The 18,452-nt window shown below is 57.7% G+C and carries 18 protein-coding genes, 1 pseudogene and 1 riboswitch; of the genes and pseudogenes, 6 read left to right on the forward strand and 13 right to left on the reverse strand.

Annotation, left to right across the window (positions count from 1 at the left end; translation table 11 throughout):
* Positions 1–106 (forward strand): annotated as a pseudogene (locus ACIQ0G_RS04690) (DNA-binding response regulator); the annotation flags it as partial.
* A gap of 76 nt (positions 107–182) precedes the next feature.
* Here ACIQ0G_RS04690 and ACIQ0G_RS04695 read toward each other — a convergent pair.
* The 6 genes from ACIQ0G_RS04695 to ACIQ0G_RS04720 all read right to left on the reverse strand — a co-directional run bounded on the left by ACIQ0G_RS04695 (position 183) and on the right by ACIQ0G_RS04720 (position 5,255).
* Positions 183–1,496 carry a M20/M25/M40 family metallo-hydrolase gene (locus ACIQ0G_RS04695; protein WP_397576920.1) on the reverse strand — a complete coding sequence of 438 codons (1,314 nt, stop codon included), beginning with the start codon at positions 1,494–1,496 and terminating at the stop codon, positions 183–185.
* Between the two features lie 42 nt (positions 1,497–1,538).
* The gene (locus ACIQ0G_RS04700) at positions 1,539–2,699 is read right to left on the reverse strand and encodes a saccharopine dehydrogenase family protein (RefSeq protein WP_397576909.1); all 1,161 of its coding nucleotides are present in this window, start codon (positions 2,697–2,699) and stop codon (positions 1,539–1,541) included.
* 195 nt (positions 2,700–2,894) lie between these two features.
* On the reverse strand, positions 2,895–3,449 hold the full coding sequence (gene dcd, locus ACIQ0G_RS04705; RefSeq protein WP_324477873.1) for a dCTP deaminase: 555 nt from the start codon (positions 3,447–3,449) through the stop codon (positions 2,895–2,897).
* Positions 3,450–3,544: 95 nt separating this feature from the next.
* Complete coding sequence (locus ACIQ0G_RS04710) at positions 3,545–3,976, reverse strand: cytidine deaminase (protein ID WP_395629011.1); 432 nt, start codon at positions 3,974–3,976, stop codon at positions 3,545–3,547.
* Entirely contained in the window at positions 3,973–4,659 is a 687-nt protein-coding gene (locus ACIQ0G_RS04715) for a GH25 family lysozyme (RefSeq protein WP_397576910.1), read from the reverse strand. Before ACIQ0G_RS04715 ends, ACIQ0G_RS04710 begins: the two co-directional genes overlap by 4 nt.
* Before the next feature lie 113 nt (positions 4,660–4,772).
* Positions 4,773–5,255 carry a UPF0262 family protein gene (locus tag ACIQ0G_RS04720; RefSeq protein ID WP_397576911.1) on the reverse strand — a complete coding sequence of 161 codons (483 nt, stop codon included), beginning with the start codon at positions 5,253–5,255 and terminating at the stop codon, positions 4,773–4,775.
* A 147-nt stretch (positions 5,256–5,402) separates the two neighbouring features.
* Between ACIQ0G_RS04720 and ACIQ0G_RS04725 the strand changes: the two genes are divergently transcribed.
* Positions 5,403–6,890 (forward strand): replicative DNA helicase, encoded by a 1,488-nt coding sequence (locus ACIQ0G_RS04725; RefSeq protein WP_306061929.1) that lies wholly within the window; start codon positions 5,403–5,405, stop codon positions 6,888–6,890.
* 9 nt (positions 6,891–6,899) lie between these two features.
* Here ACIQ0G_RS04725 and ubiG read toward each other — a convergent pair whose 3' ends face one another.
* Positions 6,900–7,637 (reverse strand): bifunctional 2-polyprenyl-6-hydroxyphenol methylase/3-demethylubiquinol 3-O-methyltransferase UbiG, encoded by a 738-nt coding sequence (ubiG, locus tag ACIQ0G_RS04730; protein ID WP_397576912.1) that lies wholly within the window; start codon positions 7,635–7,637, stop codon positions 6,900–6,902.
* 54 nt (positions 7,638–7,691) lie between these two features.
* Between ubiG and ACIQ0G_RS04735 the strand changes: the two genes are divergently transcribed.
* From ACIQ0G_RS04735 to ACIQ0G_RS04750, 4 genes are all read left to right on the forward strand, one after another.
* Positions 7,692–8,948, forward strand: coding sequence for an aspartate kinase (locus ACIQ0G_RS04735; RefSeq protein WP_333569254.1), 1,257 nt, complete (start codon positions 7,692–7,694; stop codon positions 8,946–8,948).
* Between the two features lie 40 nt (positions 8,949–8,988).
* Entirely contained in the window at positions 8,989–9,987 is a 999-nt protein-coding gene (locus tag ACIQ0G_RS04740) for a nitronate monooxygenase family protein (RefSeq protein ID WP_306061926.1), read from the forward strand.
* Between the two features lie 73 nt (positions 9,988–10,060).
* The gene (locus tag ACIQ0G_RS04745) at positions 10,061–10,534 is read left to right on the forward strand and encodes a PH domain-containing protein (protein ID WP_183941740.1); all 474 of its coding nucleotides are present in this window, start codon (positions 10,061–10,063) and stop codon (positions 10,532–10,534) included.
* The gene (locus ACIQ0G_RS04750; protein ID WP_397576913.1) at positions 10,531–12,072 is read left to right on the forward strand and encodes a PH domain-containing protein; all 1,542 of its coding nucleotides are present in this window, start codon (positions 10,531–10,533) and stop codon (positions 12,070–12,072) included. Before ACIQ0G_RS04745 ends, ACIQ0G_RS04750 begins: the two co-directional genes overlap by 4 nt.
* 2 nt (positions 12,073–12,074) lie before the next feature.
* On the opposite strand, the gene ACIQ0G_RS04755 is transcribed toward ACIQ0G_RS04750, so the two are convergent.
* From ACIQ0G_RS04755 to ACIQ0G_RS04780, 6 genes are all read right to left on the reverse strand, one after another.
* A complete protein-coding gene (locus ACIQ0G_RS04755; RefSeq protein WP_397576914.1) occupies positions 12,075–13,220 on the reverse strand; it encodes an alkaline phosphatase D family protein in 1,146 nt (381 codons plus the stop codon).
* Complete coding sequence (locus ACIQ0G_RS04760) at positions 13,217–13,993, reverse strand: ABC transporter ATP-binding protein (RefSeq protein ID WP_397576915.1); 777 nt, start codon at positions 13,991–13,993, stop codon at positions 13,217–13,219. Before ACIQ0G_RS04760 ends, ACIQ0G_RS04755 begins: the two co-directional genes overlap by 4 nt.
* Positions 13,990–14,955, reverse strand: coding sequence for a FecCD family ABC transporter permease (locus ACIQ0G_RS04765; RefSeq protein ID WP_397576916.1), 966 nt, complete (start codon positions 14,953–14,955; stop codon positions 13,990–13,992). The genes ACIQ0G_RS04760 and ACIQ0G_RS04765 overlap by 4 nt, the downstream gene beginning before the upstream one ends.
* Positions 14,952–15,800 (reverse strand): ABC transporter substrate-binding protein, encoded by an 849-nt coding sequence (locus tag ACIQ0G_RS04770; RefSeq protein ID WP_397576917.1) that lies wholly within the window; start codon positions 15,798–15,800, stop codon positions 14,952–14,954. The genes ACIQ0G_RS04765 and ACIQ0G_RS04770 overlap by 4 nt, the downstream gene beginning before the upstream one ends.
* Complete coding sequence (locus ACIQ0G_RS04775; protein WP_397576918.1) at positions 15,800–17,647, reverse strand: TonB-dependent receptor plug domain-containing protein; 1,848 nt, start codon at positions 17,645–17,647, stop codon at positions 15,800–15,802. The genes ACIQ0G_RS04770 and ACIQ0G_RS04775 overlap by 1 nt, the downstream gene beginning before the upstream one ends.
* Before the next feature lie 82 nt (positions 17,648–17,729).
* Positions 17,730–17,929: riboswitch (cobalamin riboswitch) on the reverse strand.
* Between the two features lie 56 nt (positions 17,930–17,985).
* Positions 17,986–18,452: GNAT family N-acetyltransferase (locus tag ACIQ0G_RS04780; RefSeq protein ID WP_397576919.1), on the reverse strand; the 467-nt coding region annotated here is incomplete at its 5' end.

Genomic DNA, 18,452 nt, shown 5'->3' on the forward strand with positions numbered 1-18,452 from the left:
GAAACTCGCGCTCGCATGTGGCGGCGAAAATTACATCGAAACCGTCTGGGGCCGTGGCTATGTGCTGCGCGATCTCGACGAAATGGAAGAGCCGCTCGTCGCCTGAGCCTAGCTCATATAACACCCAGACAACAAAAAGGGCGCAATCATAAAGATCGCGCCCTTTTGTTTTGCAGATAGGCTCAGCGGCGGGGTGGCAATCCGGCAAAGGTGATGATGCTTTCGCCACCGGACGCGCTAATCGAACTGACGCCGACGAAATGATCGTCCACAATCAAGCCTTCAAGTACAGCCTCGGTGCCTTCTACGTCGCGGACGAAAACCCAATCCTGCGCGTCTGCACGGCGTTGGTAAATGCGATACCGCTGCGCACCCGGCGCTGCGTCCCATTTGACCGTCGTGTTAGAGGTTACTGCACCACCTAAAGTCGCCGAAGCCGGAGCAGGGGGCGCGATCGAAAGCGCATTGGCGGTAAAGACGTTCAGCATTGTGACCTTGGCCAGATAGTCGAAGTCCATCTTGTCGACGGTGTCGCCATATTCGATGCCGTTTTCGGTACGCACATCCTGATGCTGATGGTGATAATTTTCGACGCCAACGGTGAAGCGGATTGCAGGGAAACCGAGATCCAGCGAGGGCAGGTGATCGCCGCCGCGCGCAAAGCGGTCGGGGCGGCGGACGCCGAATACGTCCAGTGTCACATCGGGATATACCTTCGCTCCAATATTGTCGGCATAGCGCATCAACGAACGGCTTGGGCCATCGTCTTCGCCGCCGCTGTTGCGGCGCGCCATTTGGCCGGCCAAATCTTCCGATGCGCGGATGCCTTCGCTGAAGACCCGCACGACATTTTTGACGATACGACCGTCGGTGCCAAGCGTGCCGCCGACGATGTCATTGTTCAGCATCGCGCTGACTTTCCAGCCGCGTTCTTTGGCCGTTTCCGCAAGCAAGCGCCCACCCATCAATCCCTGTTCTTCGCCCGAGAGAAGCGCAAAGACGATGGTCGCGTCGCCTTGCGGTTCCTTGGACATCAATCGTGCGGCTTCGATAACGAGCGCGCTACCCGATCCGTCGTCGTTCGCGCCGGGTGCATCTTTGGTGAAGTCCATCACGTCGGACACGCGGCTATCGATATGGCCAGCGATAATGATGACATGGTTCCAGCCCATTTTACCGGGTTTGATCGCAAGGACATCAACGATGTTCACGCCATTGGGAATGCGTGGGCCGGACATATTCCGTTCAAGCAACTCGGTCGTCAGACAGCCTTTGCAGGCCTTGGAAACCTTCTCAAACTCGCTTTGTGCCCAGCGCCGTGCCGCGCCAATGCCGCGCTTTGGGTCGGTCGCCGATGACAAGGTGTGCCGCGTACCGAAGCTGACGAGTTTTTCAACGTCCGCCTTCAGGCGTTCCGGGCTTGGACCATCATGCGCGGCGGCTGGTGCAGCGATGCTCAGCGCAAGCAAACTGGCCAATAAAGGTAGTTTTTTCATCATCATTCCTGTCTTATCCCGTCCGGCGCATGATGAGCGTGTTTAGCCCTCAACGGCAAAGCTTAGTCCGGCATATTTCTGCAACCGGTCAACCAGCGTTTCGCCCAGCGCAGCGCCTGGCGTGGTGACGCCGCCTGCACCCTGATTTTCGCTCAAGGCAATTGCGGTTTCGCTGATCATCTTGCTGGTCGAACCATAGCCCGGGTCGCGGTCGCCCTTCACGCTCAGCTTCGCGGTACGGCCATCGGGATATTCGGCGATGAACAGCACATCATAAAAGCCGGTGTCGCGCTCTTCTTTGCTGGGGCCTTCGCCGGGCTTGGGATCATTGTCGCCGCCCATCATCGGCGTTGATGCGACATGCTTGGCTATCGCCTCGCCCTGTTCGCCGGGGCCGGTTAGCATCATTTCGTCATAGACAAAATCCGCGCCAAAGACCTGACCAAGCAAGGCGTTGGTGCGGTGTACATTTTTGGTGTTGATCGGTGCCATGACGAAGCTTGTGGCCCAACTGCCGATGCTTTCGTCATATTGGGGCTTGTTGCCGGCTGGCTGCGCCGGACCTTGAAATCCGCCCGCAAGACTGAACGGGTTTGTGAGATATCCGATCACTGCAGGGTCTTTTGAAGCCGCAGCCATCGTTGCCTTCATGCTGGCCGCTGTACCGCCAGAGAATGTGCCCTTCATCGCGCGGACGCGGCCCTTTACGCGTGGCGCAGGTGCGCCAAATGTTTCAACGCAATGCTTTTGCAGCATCAACACGCCAAGATCGAAGGGGATGGAATCGAATCCTGCGGAAAACACAATGCGCGCACCCGATGCTTTTGCGGCTTCATCATGCTGGTCGATTTTTTGGCGCATCCATGCGGGCTCTCCACATAAATCGGTATAGTCGGTGCCATTGGCAACGCAGGCTTCGACCAGTTCATTGCCATAGAGCTGATAGGGTCCAACGGTGGTCAAAACGACTTTGGTGCGCTTCACCATAGCGTCCAGCGATGCGGGGTCAGACGCGTCTGCCACGATTAACGGCGTGTCGGCGGCTGCGCCGATGAGGTCGCGCACTTCGGCCAGCTTATCCGCGCTGCGTCCAGCCATTGCCCATTTGAGACCCGTCTTGGTCTTGAGATATTCGGCAACCAGTCGTCCGGTATATCCGGTGGCGCCATAGACAATGATATCGAACTCGCGTGCGTCTGACATTCTGCTCTCTCCCGTGATTCTGTTGCCCAACCTGATGGGCTGCGCGGGCGGCAATGTCAAAAGGGAGAGATGGTTTTAGTCGGCAGCCGTTGCGGGATGGTTGCCAAAAAAGTTTAGCGGACGAATGCCGAAAACCCGGTCGAAGGCATAACGCACGACGGGCCCATAAGAGCCATAGCCTTGGATTTAGACCGATTACAGCTTGGGCAGAGTGACGCCGCGCTGGCCCATATATTTGCCGGCACGGTCGGCATAGCTCGTCTCACAAGGCTGTTCGCCCTTTAGGAACAGAAACTGGCACGCACCTTCATTGGCGTAAATCTTGGCGGGCAGCGGGGTTGTATTGCTGAACTCAAGCGTGACATGCCCTTCCCAACCTGGCTCAAGCGGGGTCACATTCACGATGATACCGCAGCGGGCATAGGTCGATTTGCCGAGGCAGATGACGAGCACGTCGCGTGGTATGCGGAAATATTCGACAGTGCGCGCCAACGCAAAACTGTTCGGGGGGATGATGCACACGTCGGTCTTGCGGTCGACAAAGCTTTTGGGATCGAATTCCTTGGGGTCGACGATGGAGCTGTCGACATTAGTGAAAATCTTGAACTCATCGGCCACGCGGGCGTCATAGCCGTAAGAGGACAGGCCATAGCTGATGCAGCCATCGCGGCGTTGCGCTTCGACAAACGGTTCAATCATGCCGGTCGCATGGGCTTGCTCGCGGATCCAGATGTCGGACAATATGGACATAATCACTCCCTGTTACGGGACTGCTTTTGCCAATTTACGGTGTGAGCGCAAGTGGCGGCGTAGAAATTATCGTGCGCAAGATGCGGCGATGGGCTTTATTTCAAATTTGCGGGGCCAAAGCCATGGGGCAGCAATTCCGATAACCGGAATGTCTCATATCCCGTTGCGTGCGCGCAATGCACCGGAATGTCGGTGTCCGTTAGGTCCGCCACTTCCTTGATAATCTGGCGGCATCGGCCGCACGGGGTAATGGGGTCAGCGGCTTTACCCACATGCCCTGCCAAGCCACCTGCCACCGCGATTTCGCGAATGGCGCGCAATTTGCCGTCACTATTGGCTTTGGCGATGGCAACCGTTTCGGCGCACAACGTCATGCCATAGCTGGCGTTTTCAAAATTGCTGCCCGTGATGATTTCGCCTGTATCAAGCAGCAACGCCGTGCCGACATGAAAGTTTGAATAAGGCGCATATGCGGTTTGGGCTGCATCAATGGCAAGCTGAACAAGCTTTTGCGTGCTGTCGGTCATTTGCGTACCACCACCCAGCGCACAGGGCCGTCAACGCCGTCGATGCGACGCTGCAAATTGGCCGTCCACATAACCCACGGGCGCGCGGAATAATCGGGGATCAACCAATTGCCCTCCAGCCAAACAGTGCGATCAATCGACTTGCTCACTTGATACTCCTTCTCAAACTCCCGGGTGAGTAGCAGGATTGCGGGTGTGCCGCTATGCGCCTCTATCTGGTTCAGGAATGTCGCGAGTTCGGACAATATCAGCGCGCGGTTCGGACGCCCTTGGCACGTATCGGAAAAATCAAGCTGGACCGCAGGGGGCAGGGCGCTTTCGTTGCGCGGAACGCTGGTAATGAACATCGTCGCTTGGTCGGATGCCAGACGGCAAATGTCAAAATGGTGGAGCGCACCAAAGCGGATGCCGGCGTTTTGCGCGCCTGCCAAATTGGCTTGGAATTCTGCGTCGCGCGTGCGCGCGCCTTCGACCGCAGTGATATAAGCAAAATCGACACCCGTTGCGCCAAGCTCGGCCCAATTGGGACGGCCATTGCTTTGGGTGACCACAATGCCTTGAACCGGATATTCAGCGCGCGATGGTGCCCAGGCGGTCACATAACGCCAGCCCGCATAGACCGCGAGCGCGATGCCGAGCATGATAATGCCCCACCGGACGAATTGGCGTTTACCCCCAGTCATGCGACCCTCTGTTCAAGCATGTGATTCGTCCCTCTAGGCGTTACCGCCGCGCGAAGTCGATAGCCGTTGCGCAATGGCCGTCCGAATGGAGAAGATTTTACGCTGCGCGGCGCTCAGCTTTTGATGTGCAACACGCAGATGAGCGTGAACAGCCGGCGGGCCGTGGCAAAATCAACCTCAACTTTGCCCTCAAGTCGTTCCATCAACAACTCGGCCGCTTCATTATGCACACCGCGCCGCGCCATATCGATGGTTTCGATTTCAGCCGCGCTCGCCTTGCGAATGGCCTGATAGTAGCTGTCGCAAATGGCGAAATAGTCTTTCACTACCCGGCGGAAACGGCCCAAGCTGAGGATGAGCATTTCATGCGGCGCATTATCGGGCCGGCGAATGTCGAGGATGAGGCGGCCGTCGGCGACGCTGATGCTCAAATGATATGGCCCGGCATAGCCATCGCCCATATCGCGCAGCGGCTTGAAGAAGTTGTCTTCGATCAGATCGAAGATCGCGACGCGCCGCTCCTGCTCGATATCGGCATTGCGCCAAAGTATCGTTGCTTCGTCCAGATCAACTTTAATGATGCGCGGGTCGCTCATGCTGCTGTGTTAGCTTGAGATATTTTTGGGGCAAGCGCTATCCCGTTTGTGGAACATGTTGTTGTCCGATTGTTGTCCACAGCCATATCCCCGCACTTCTTTTTGTGCCCCCCTTGCGAAGCCGAACATGCTAAAGGATAGGGAGCCATGGCCGAACTTATCAGACTTGCAGCAGCGAATGAAGCTGAACCCCAACGCCTTCCCCGCAATATTGAGGCGGAGGCCGCGTTTCTTGGCGCAATTCTGATTGATAACCGGGTGATCGAAGATGTGTCGATCAAACTGCAGCCTGACCATTTCTTTGAACCGCTGCACGGCCGCATTTACGAACAGATATTGCGTCTGATTGACCGGAACATGCTGGTGACGCCGGTCACGCTGAAACCATTTTTTGAGGCCGACGAATCCATGCGTGAGCTTGGGGGCCCGGGCTATTTGATTAAGCTGACGGCAGATGGCGCTGGCTTGATCGGCGCGCGCGACTTTGCGCAGCAGATTTATGACCTCGCGTTGCTGCGTGAATTGGTGACGGTTGGCCGCACGTTGGTCGACAATGCGCTCGACACAAGCGAGAGCGTTGACCCCAAGGGCCAGATCGAAGCCGCGGAAAGCGCTTTGTACAAAGTCGCCGAAGGCGAAGGCGAAACCGGATCGATGAAGAGCTTCCTCGCCGCATCGACCGAGGCGATCCGCAATGTTGAAAAGGCGTTGCAATCGGGCGGTAGCCTGTCCGGTGTGACCACGGGCCTAGATAGCATCAACGCCAAATGCGGCGGCCTGCACAATTCCGACCTTGTGATTCTCGCTGGTCGCCCGGGCATGGGCAAGACATCGCTTGCCACCAACATCGCCTTCAACGCTGCGCGCCGGTGGATCCGCGAACGTGAAGACGGCATTGAAGAATCCAAGGGCGCTGGTGCCAAGGTCGCTTTCTTCAGCCTCGAAATGTCGGCGGACCAGCTGGCGACGCGTATCTTGGCCGAACAATCGGGCATCAGTTCCGAACTGCTGCGTATGGGAAAAATCAGTCGCGAAGATTTCCGGGAATTGTCGCGCGCGAGCCGCGAGCTGCAGGAATTGCCGCTCTATATTGACGACACGCCCGCGCTGACCATCGCTGCATTGCGTACCCGCGCACGGCGCTTGCAGCGTCGGCATGGCATTGGGCTGATCGTCGTTGACTATTTGCAGTTGCTTCAGGGCTCAAGCCGTTCTGGTGACAACCGCGTTAATGAAATTTCCGAGATTAGCCGTGGTCTGAAAACCTTGGCCAAGGAACTGGGCCTGCCTGTCATTGCGCTTTCGCAGCTCAGCCGTGCGGTTGAACAGCGCGAGGACAAGCGTCCGATGCTGTCCGACCTTCGCGAATCCGGTTCGATCGAGCAGGACGCCGATATGGTCTGGTTCGTGTATCGCGAAGATTATTACGAAGCGGCAAAGCAGCCCGACCCCGTCAACGAAGCCGCGCATGATGCGTGGAAGGAAAAGATGGAGCGCATTTTTGGCGTCGCCGAACTTATCGTCGCCAAGCAGCGCCACGGTTCAACGGGCCGCGTCCGGATGAAGTTCGAAGCGAAGATCACCCGCTTTACCGACTTGGCCGACGACCAATATGCCGATGCGGGCTATGATTGAGGCGCTGCGTTAACCCCGCAACCGCGCGGACAATATGTAATTTAACGCCATGTTGCTGCTTAAATGCAGTCCGGACATTGGCGAAAACGCAATGCCCTGCATGTCGACAATCTCAATTCCTGAATCATTGAGCAGTGCCGTCAATTCATCGGGCGTCAGGAACTTGTCCCAATCATGCGTGCCGCGCGGGACTTGTCCAAGCCGCTCGGCGGCCTCCACGAGGAAAATGCGCGAGGCAGGTGTGCGGTTTGGCGTCGATAGCAACATCAAGCCATCGGGCTTCATGTGGCGTTTCAACTCGCCAATAAACACCGCTGGATCATTCACATGCTCAATGACTTCCATCGACGATACGATATCAAACTGGCCAAGTCCTTGCGCAGCGATTTCGCCCGCGCGATAGGTGATTGGTAAGGCCGACAGCGCCGCATGCGCGGTTGCGGCATCGATATTTTCCGGCGCGGCATCAACGCCCGTTACCTCCGCCCCCATGCGCGCCAGTGGCTCACACAGCAGCCCCGCACCGCAGCCAACATCAAGCGCAGACTTGCCCGCCAGTGGATGACGCGCCTTGCCATCGCCGCCAAAATGCGCGTCGACAGCGGATCGAATGAAGCCAAGGCGCACGGGATTCAACTTGTGCAGCATGGCGCTTGAACCCTTTGGGTCCCACCATTCGGCAGCCAATCCACCAAAATGTGCGGCTTCCGTAGCGTTTATTGTCGTTGCTGAGCTTGCGTTTGTCATATCCTGTCCCTATCAGGGCCCTCGATTGTAATATAGCGACTTTTCAAGGTTTTCATGGCCCGCATTGTAATGAAATTTGGCGGCACGTCTATGGCCGGAACGGAACGTATCCGCCGTGTCGCGCAATTGGTGAAGCGTCAGGCAGAACGCGGTGACGAAGTTGCCGTCGTTGTCTCCGCTATGGCGGGTGATACCGACCGGCTCGTCAACTTCTGTCGTGAGGCGAACGCGCTGTATGATCCCGCCGAATATGACGTGGTGGTCGCCGCTGGTGAACAGATTACCGCGGGTTTGCTCGCGATAACCTTGCAGGCGCTCGGTTGCGAAGCGCGCAGCTGGTTGGGCTGGCAAATGCCCATCCATACCGACAGCGCACATGCCAAGGCGCGCATTGGTTCCATCGATACCGACGAACTGCTGGCGTCGATGAAGGCTGGCAACATCGCCGTCATTCCGGGATTTCAGGGCCTAACCGATGACAACCGCATCACCACCTTGGGCCGCGGGGGTTCCGATACCTCTGCTGTTGCCGTGGCTGCTGCGGTGAAGGCCGACCGCTGCGATATCTACACCGACGTTGACGGCGTTTACACCACTGACCCGCGCATCGTGGCCCGCGCACGCAAGCTGAAGGCCGTGACCTACGAAGAAATGCTTGAACTGGCATCGGTTGGCTCAAAGGTTTTGCAGACCCGCTCGGTTGGCCTTGCGATGAAGGAAGGCGTGCGCGTGCAAGTGCTGTCTTCATTCGTTGATGAAAGCGCGCCTGACGCTGACAGTATCCCCGGCACAATGATTGTGACCGACGCAGAATTGGAGAAGTATCAAGTGGAACGCCAACTGATCACCGGAATTGCCGCAGATAAGAATGAGGCGAAGATCACCCTTACGCGCGTGCCCGACCGTCCCGGCGCAGTGGCGAACATCTTCTCGCCGCTTGCCGATGCAAACATCAACGTCGACATGATCATTCAGAACGTGGGCCGCGACAAAGGCGAAACCGACGTGACCTTTACCTGCCCACAGGCGGACCTTGTGCGTTGCACCGATATCTTGGAAAACCGCCGCGATGCCATCGGTTACAATCGCCTGATCCCCGATACAAAGGTGACCAAAATTTCCGTCGTCGGCGTCGGCATGAAAAGCCACGCAGGCGTTGCCTCAACGATGTTCAGCTCCTTGGCTGACCGCAAGATCAACATTCAGGCGATTTCGACCTCCGAAATCAAGGTTTCGGTTTTGATTGACGAGGACGAGACCGAGCTAGCCGTGCGTGTGTTGCACACCGCTTATGGGTTGGATGCGGAGTAAACCGCTTTCATTGCCAACTAGCGACCGATAAGAGACCGCTATGACCAAACTTCAACACCTCATGCAACGCGGCACGGAATTCCTTGGCTGCGACGTCGCCATTATGTGCGGAGCTATGTCCTGGGTTTCGGAACGGAACCTTGTGTCCGCCATCTCCAACGCTGGAGGTTTTGGCGTGATCGCGTGCGGGGCGATGACGCCTGAATTGCTCGATACGGAAATTGCCGCCACGAAGGCGCTGACGTCCAAGCCATTCGGTGTGAACCTGATCACCATGCATCCGCAAATCATGGAACTTATTGATGTGTGCGCGAAATATGACGTGAGCCATGTCGTACTCGCGGGTGGATTGCCGCCCAAGGGCAGCATTGAGGCGATCAAGGCGTTTGGCGCAAAGGTGATCTGCTTTGCCCCTGCGCTGACGCTCGCGAAGAAATTTGCGCGTTCTGGCGTCGATGCGCTGGTCATTGAAGGCAGCGAGGCAGGCGGACATATCGGCCCCGTTGCGACCAGCGTTTTGGCGCAGGAAATCCTTCCAGAGCTGGGCGATCAATTGCCGATTTTCGTTGCGGGTGGCATTGCGCGGGGCGGCGCGATTGCAAGCTATCTCGAAATGGGCGCAGCAGGTGTGCAATTGGGCACGCGGTTCGTCTGCGCGCATGAAAGCATTGCCCATCCCAATTTCAAGGCTGCGTTCTTGCGCGCCAATGCCCGCGATGCGGTTGCCAGCGTCCAGATTGATCCGCGTTTGCCCGTCATTCCTGTCCGCGCGCTGAAGAACAAGGGCACTGAGGAGTTCACCAAGAAGCAGGTCGAAGTTGCCGCAATGCTTGATCGCGGCGAAATCGATATGGAAACGGCGCAGCTTGAGATTGAGAAATATTGGGCAGGGGCATTGCGCCGCGCGGTGATTGACGGCGATGTTGAATATGGCTCGGTTATGGCAGGCCAGTCGGTTGGCATGGTCCATGTGGAGCGGCCCGTGGTCGATATCATTGCCAAGCTGGTCGACGAAGCGAACACCGCGCTGGCGCGTTAGGTCTGCAACTTTCCCTATCGGGGATATCGTTAACCGTCTTGCCAACGCAACACAGCGTGCGCATATCTGTGCCATGACTGAAAATATCGCGACGGAACTCACCCCGCTCGACCCCGCATTCGTGACCACGACACGCATTGCGACAGCGATTGGATTGCTGCCCTTTGTCATTGGCGCAGGCGTGCTGGAGGTTGCGCAAGCCGTCCCTCCGGGCAGTTTCATCGTCCCGATGCTGCTGTTCTATGTCTTTGTCGCGTTCACTGTCCCGGCGCGCAAATACAGGCATTGGGGCTATGACATGGGCACTGACCGGCTGCGCATTGTGCGCGGTTACATGTTTTACCGTGACACGATCGTCCCGTTCGGGCGCATCCAGCATATCGATGTCGACCAAGGGCCAATTGACCGGCGCTATGGCCTCGCCACGCTGACGGTGCACACGGCGGGCAACCACAACAGCAAAGTCGCCTTGCCCGGTCTGGCCAATGCCGACGCGCTGGCAATGCGAGAAGCCATTCGCGCCGCGATCCGGCAGGACAGCTTGTGAACGAAACCGTTGATGCGGCCGAGGACATGACGCCTGCAGTCGATGGCGAACGGCTCCATATCAGCGGCTTGCTGGTGGGCTTTGTCTCGGGCCTTCCACAGTTGGTGTTTCCAATGGTTGCCGCGATCTTCGGTGTTCGAAAAGCCGACAATCCGGTTCTCATCCCCATCGTCATCGCGGCTGTTTTGTTATTCAGTCTGTTCTTTCGCTGGTTGGCATGGCTGCGGTTTCAATATTTCGTTGGCGAACATGACATTCGTGTCGAGAAAGGGGTTTTGAACCGGACGGCGCGCTCTATCCCCTATGAGCGTATTCAGGATGTCAGCATCGAACAAAAGCCGCTCGCCCGCATGATGGGTCTGGGTGAGGTCAAGTTTGAAACTGGCGGCGGCGATGGCGACGATGCGAAACTGAGTTTTGTCACATTGGAGGAAGCGAACCGCCTGCGCGCTTCAATCCGGTCGCGTAAGGCTGGTGTAGCGGTTTCTGTCCCGGTCGATGCGCCAGCGCCTGTGGAAGAAGACACGCACCCGATATTTGCGATGGATGGCAAGCGGGTATTTGTCTTTGGCCTCTATTCCTTTTCGCTCGTGATTTTTGCGGTGCTCGGCGGTCTTGCGCAGCAATTTGATTTCCTGCTGCCGTTCGATTTTTGGGACTTCAAACATTGGATCGGTTTAGCCGAAGAGCGCGGTGTGAGCGTGAACCAGATCAACGGTGTTGGTGTGTTCGCGCAGCTGATCTTGGCCTTCGGTGCTGTCACCAGCCTGATTTTCATTGGCTTTGCGACCGGCGTGGTGCGCACGATCTTACGCGAGCATGGTTTCCGGCTGGACCAGACCGCCAAGGGGTTCCGCCGTCGGCGGGGGCTGTTTACACTCACGGACGTTATCATGCCCACGCACCGGGTGCAGGCGGCAATTGTGCAAACGGGGCCATTCCGGAAACGCCGTGGCTGGCACAGCCTGAAATTTGTCAGTCTCGCGCAGGACAGCAAGCAAGAGGCGAACTATGTCGCCGCACCCTTTGCGACACTGGACGAAGTCTGGCGCATCGCACACGCCGCCGCAATCGCTGCGCCCAATGGTGACGAACGGCTGCAGAAGGGCGTTGCCACATATTGGCTGACGCAGTTTGTGTTCATTGTGCCCGTGCTGTTGACCGCCATGGCTGCGCTGGTGATTTTCGCGGATGCCCCCATTGGCCGCACGACATTGTTGCTGTTGTTATTGCTTCTTCCCGGCGCTTTTTTCTGGCTGGACTGGCGGCAATATCGTTTCGGGCTGGATGACCGTCAGTTGTATGTGAGGCGCGGTTGGTGGCGGCAACAGATGACGATTGCGCCTCAGGTGAAGGTGCAGAGCGTTGAAATTGCGCAAGGCCCGTTGGCACGGCGGCAGGGGCTCGCGTCGCTTCGGTTCGGCATTGCTGGCGGGACGATGGAGATGATCGCGCTTCCTCTATCCACCGCTGTCGCTATCCGCGATGCCGTTATGGAAAAGGTTGCTGCCGTCGATTATTCAGCGATTAGGTCCTGACCCTAATCAATCGCATTAGCAACCTGCGTTTCGATCACGCTGCCATCATCCTTGCGCAAGGTCATGACGACCTTTTTTGCGGCCCAATCAATGTCGATTTGACCAAAGTTGGCAATGCCCCAAAAACCGCCTGTCCGGCTTGGATCAGGTTCGCGGTCGCCGCCGTCGCCTTTGCCAAAGGCGAAGTTAAGCGAGCTGGACGTGAAATCCCAAAGCGGTTTGGAAAGGCCCGGTGCATTGGTCTTGTAAAAGCCACCGGAATGCCGGTCGCCGGTCAGGAATATCGCATTATTTACGCGCTTTTGGCTCAATAATGCATAAAGCCGGTCGCGCTCCTTGGGGAAATTGGTCCAGCCTTCGAAATTATGCGCGTCGGTTATCACCTGCGTCGATGAAATGATGAAACGCACGTCTGCGGGCTTATCCAGTTCCTGTGCCAACCATTCCCATTGCACACTGCCCAGCACCGTCGCTTTGGGATCCATGTTGGGGATGTACCAACCAAGCGCAGGCGCTGGATCGCGATAGGTCATGGAGGCGAGGTCGGAACGGAAAAAGCGCGCATCGAGGATGATGAACTGCACCCGCTTGCCCTGCGGACCGACGATCCGGCTTTCATACACACCGGGGCGGGCGCGCACTTCGTCGGATGCGCCCCAGAAAGCTTCATAGGCTTTTTCGGCCCATTCCTTGAACGCGAACGATCCGCCGGCGTCATTGGCGCCATAATCATGGTCATCCCATGTGGTCATCATGGGGACGCTGCGCCGGAAACGGTCAAATTCAACGCGGCTGTTTAGCTTCTTATAGCTCGCGGCCAGCGTCGGGATGTCAGCCCCATTTGTTGGCCGTGTATCGCCATAGACATTGTCGCCGATCAACAGAAACGCCTGCGGATTTTGCGCGGCAATCACGTCCCAGAATTTCATGTCGCGGTTTTCGTTGAGGCAGCTGCCGAATGCAAAACGTGTGATAACCGTATCCGCAGAAAGCGCTGGATTGGCTGGTGCCTTAGGCAGCTTGACGTCCAGCGCAGCATAATAAGGGCGCAATGCCTCCTGCGCGCTTGTTGGTGCGGCCTGCGGCGGGGTGACCGTGCTCGCGCATCCCGAAAGAAGCAGGGCGAATATGGGGAGGGCATATTTCATGAGCGCATCTTGCCTTTAATCAACAATTGGGTTGCCCCATCCTCGCCTTTGGAAAGCAGCGCGTCAATCCCGTATACGGTCGCGAGGTTTTGCGCGGTGATGACATCATCAACCGCACCCTGCGCAAATACCGAACCCTGATGCAGAAGCACGATATGGTCTGCAAAGCGCACTGCGTGGTGCAAATCATGCAGGACCGCGATGACACCTTTGCCGCTGCGCGCCTGCTGCCGCAGCAGATCAAGGATATCGAGTTGATAACCCGGGTCGAGGTTCGCCAAGGGTTCGTCGGCGAGTATCCATTCCGGTTCACCCGCCAACACACGCGCCAGCAAGACACGCGCCCGCTCGCCGCCGGATAACTCGGTAATAGGGCGCTGCGCAAAGCCATCGGTTGCGGTTGCGTGTATCGCGGCGGCAATGGCCCTGCGGTCATCGGCCGACGCCCCTGCACCGCGCGCATGCGGTATGCGGCCAAGCGCAACCAACGCTTCGGACGTGATCGCCCAATGCGTTTCTGCACCTTGCGGCAGCAGTCCAATGCGCTTGGCCCGTGTCGGTGCCGGCATTGTCGCAATATCTTCGTCGCCAAGCTTTGCGGTGCCGCGGTTTGGCTTTTGCAGGCCCGCAAGGCAGGCCAGCAATGTCGACTTGCCTGCCCCGTTAGGACCAAGGATCACGCTCAGCCTGCCCGCTTCGAACGTCGCATTTATCCCCTGAAGCGTTGCGGTGCTGCCATGCGCGAAGCGAAGATTTTGGACATTCAGGTTCATGCTGCACCCTTGCGATAGCGTAAAAGCAGCAGCAGGAAGAACGGCGCGCCAAGAACTGCCATAGCAATGCCAAGCCGCATTTCACCGGGGCCGGGAATAAGGCGCACAAGGCTGTCCGCCGTGAGCGTCAAAATCGCGCCACCCAAGGCAGAAGGCACCAAAATGCGGGATGGCTGCTCACCATAAAAGCTGCGTATAAGATGGGGCACGATGAGCCCGACAAAGCCGACCACACCCGATACGGCGACCGATGCGCCAACCGAAAGGCCAACGCCAAGGACGATCAGCCACTGCAGCCGGAACAGATCGATACCAAGGCTTTTGGCGCCATTCTCGCCCAAGGTCAGCGCATCGAGCGCGCGGCCTGTGGTCAGCAACAGCAGCGCGCCAATCGCCATGAACGGCAGCGCAGTGAGCACGTCTTCCATAAGCCGGTCGGTCAGCGCACCCATCAGCCAGTTGATGATTTCGCTGGCGGCAAATGGGTTCGGGGCAATGCTGATGACAAAGGCCGTTAATGCCCCCGCCAGCGTGGATAAGACCATGCCGCCCAATATGAACCCGATTGGCCCGCCACCGCGGCCGATCGCAAGCAGCAAAAGGATGCTGGCGCCCGCGCCGATCATCGCGCACCCGAATAGGCCAAAGGGCACAAGGTTGATGCCCAAGAAGATCGCCAGAACGCCGCCCAAAGCAGCGCTGGCTGAAACCCCCAGCACCGTTGGGTCAGCCAGTGGATTGCGCAAATAACCCTGCAACACTGCGCCCGACAGCCCAAGGACTGCCCCAACGCAAAGCCCAAGAAGCGCGCGGGGCAGGCGAAGCTCAAGGAAAATCCAGCCGTCGGCATTATCCGCAGCCCACGACATCGGCCAAATCCAGACCTTCCCCGCCATCAGCGAAAGCAGGAACGCCGCAAGTGTGAGGCAAAGCAAAAGGCCAGTCATGAAACGCGACGTCATCGGCCACCTCCGCGTGCGCGCGCAGTCAGCGATGCCCGTGTCTTGGACAAGATCGCGGATATTTTAACGATTGTGGGACCGCCGCAGAATAACATCTTGTCGGGAAAATCGACGATGCGCGTTTTGTCGCCCAAATGCCGCAATAGCCTTTGCCGCGCGGTAAGCGCTCGGGCATCTTCGCCCTGCGCGCTGGTCGGCATGAAAATGACCGTTGGCGGATTACGCATCAGCGTCTCCAGCGGCAATATACCCCATGAGGCCAGCCCATAATCTGCGCTGGCATTGCGAAATCCGTGGCGCTGCAACAGCTCGTCTTGCAAAGTGCCTTTGCCGGCAACGAACCCGCCATTTTGCCAGATCACTGCTGAAACTGGTGGCTGGGCCTTCGCGGGTTTTGGCAACGCATTTTCTATGCGCGCAACCAGTTTTTCACCCGCCTCCACTCGGCCGATGGCTTTCGCCAACGTGCGGATTTGCGTGATGTCTTCTGCAAGCGTCGGCGCGACACCAATGGCCACTGTTTTAATCCCCGCGCTCGCTAGCACGGCATTTGCACCCGACGATGCCAAATTGCCGGTCAGCACCAATTTCGGGCGGGCCAAAAGCAATTCTTCTGCGCTTGCACCAATCGCGGGATACCCCATGGACCATGACAAAGGCGCAGACGCGCTATCGGGATCGTGCGAATAAGTGCTGACCGCCGTCACTTGGCCGGGCAACGCGATTTCGGCCAGCACGGCGTCAATGCAGGGATTATTCGATACGATCCCGCCGGGCACAATTGCAGCGTTGTTGGCGCATCCGGCCAGTGCCAATGCAGGCAAAATGCACCAACCGCGACGCATCAGAATTTGGCCCTCACGCCAACCGCGGCATTGCGGCCAAAGCTGTTATATCCTGCCACGACAGTATATTGCACATCGAAGATGTTATCGACGCGGCCATAAAGCTCAAGCCTGTCGTTGATCGGCAATGATGCCCGCAGGCCAACCAACGCATAGCCATCAAGTGCTACGTTGTTTAACGCATCGTCAAAGCTATCGCCGATCAACAACATAACGCTGCCCACCGACAGACCAATGGGTGTTTGCCAGTCGACCGTCAGGCTGCCGCTATGTTGCGGACGTAACGCCAGCCGGTTGCCAAAATTGGCACCAGCAGAGCGGTTAACAGCATCGACCAGCGTGTAGCTCGCCCGAATGTCCAATCGGTCGGTGGGGTTCAGGTTGAAGCCAGCTTCCACACCCGTTGATTTCACGCGGTCGATGTTTTCGGACTGAAATGTCGCAAAGGAAAATGCGATCAAGTCCGTGCTGCGCCGGTTGAAATAGGTCGCGAAAAACCGGGCCCTTCCGTCCAATATTTGCTGTTCGAAACCAAGGTCGAAATTGCGCGCGGTTTCGGGCCTTAGGTCGGGGTTGCCATAAGGTGGCTGACCTTCGCTGAGCGTCGGCGCGCGGAAGCCTTCGCCATAGGTGGCGCGCAAGATGGTGCGGCCATCATTGGGGGTGAAGGCAATATTGCCGCCCAACGTTGTTTGCCCTCCATAATCATTATATTGGTCATGCCGAACCCCGCCCGTCACCGTCAGCCCAGCAACAGGGCGAAGGATAATCTGGCTAAAGCCACTGGCGACATGGTTGCGTGCGACATCGGCTGCAGCGCCCTCAAAGGATGTGCTGGCGAACGTCCGTTCATATTCCAAACCAGCGGTCAGGGTCAGGGCGTCGTTGACGTCAAACGCCGTGTGATATTCTGCGCGGTCGATGCTGCCACGGACAATGAAGTTGTTGAAGCTGAACAGCACTGGGTCCGTGCCAAGCCGCCTGATATCGGTTCGTGTGTAGGCGATGCGGGTTTGCATGCGGCCGTCGAACGCAACGACATTCGCCCCGACATAGCCGACAAATTGGCGGTTGCGGGTGACGGGCAGGGCATTCGCGCCGATCCCAAAGGCGGAGTCGTATTCCACTGTCGCGTGGTTATAATAGCCGCGGAAATCGAGATTGAAGGCATCGCTGATGTTGACGTTCAACCGGCCATTGCCTGCGAAATTTTCAAAGCCATCGCGTTCGGTTCCGCCCGCCAGTGCCGAAATCCCTTGGGCATCGACATATGACCCGCCCAAGCTGCCTTCGAACAGGCCACTGGTTCCGGCCATGTTGGCGTTCACCCGTTTGGTATCGGCGGCACCATATTCCGCGCCAAAGCGTCCTTCGAAACCATCTGTCGGGGCCAACGACTGGATATTGACCACGCCGCCAATCGCTTGGCTGCCCCAGACGATCGAGTTTGGCCCGCGCAGTACTTCGACCTGACCAATATTGCCGGTCATCAACGTGCTAAAGTCAAACGCACCATTGGGGCTGGTGAGATCATTGATCCGCACCCCATCGATGAGCACCAGCGTCTGCGAACTGTTGCCGCCGCGCAAAAACGCGCTGGTCTGGCCGCCAAGACCGCCGCGCGCCGCAACGGTAACGCCGGGCACGCTTTGCAACGCATCGCCGATGGTCGCGCTTTGCAATTGGTCGAGCCGTTCGCGGTCGACAATATCAATCGCTTGTCCGGTTTCGGATCGCGGCTGTTCAAAACCACTCGCGGTGACAACGATATCGTCGTCCCATGCATCTGCCATTGCAGACGCCGGCAGCAGCGCAAGCGCCGCAGCCGTATATTTTAACAAGGTCATGGATATATCTCCTTCGCATGACGTCCAACAAATGTCGTCACGCGGAGGAAAACCCCGATTGCGCCAGTGTCCCGCAAGCACAAAGGACAAACCGCAATCAGGCAGGTCTCCTGGCTTCCGGGTCAGTGCTCTTGCCCCGCCTTCCCAGTTTCACGGTTACCCGTTTCCCCAGTGGCATTTGGAGCAAAAGCTCGCCGGTTACAGTTGCGGGAACAGCGCCGGATTTCCGCCGGCTTCCCTATTATCCACGCTCTCGCGCAGACCTGGTGCGTGCGCAGAGGCTACGCCGCTTTTGTAACGAGGGCAAGGGATTCAGCGGCTATGGGCGCTGGCGCTATTTAGTGGCGGGTCTTGCCCGGGCGTTGCATGCCCCAAAATTGCGGGCCTTCGGGCACTTGCCAACTATGCTTGATGGCAAAACCAAAGCTTTGATATAGCGGGATATTATGTTCGTCTGCGGTTTCCAGATAGGCGGGCAATCCATCCTGATCTGCCCGCTCCAACCCTGCGCGAATGGCAGCGCCGCCATAGCCTTTGCCCTGATAGGCCGGGTCGCATCCCGCATAATGTAAATACCAGACGGGCTCTTTCGGCAGATGCTTTTCGATGAGGTCTGCGACTTCGAGACCGCGAAATATCGAAAAGCGCAACTGCTGGACGAACGGCACAATTAGCCGCGCGGTATCAAACATAGTGTCGCGGGCCTGCCCCGGACCACGCCATAAAGTGACGGCCTCTATGCCGTCGGTTCCATACACCGCGCCTTTGCGATGTTCATCGCGCAAGAACAAATGGAACACGCCCG

The sequence above is a fragment of the Sphingorhabdus sp. genome, assembly GCF_044354325.1.
Taxonomy (GTDB): domain Bacteria; phylum Pseudomonadota; class Alphaproteobacteria; order Sphingomonadales; family Sphingomonadaceae; genus Sphingorhabdus_B.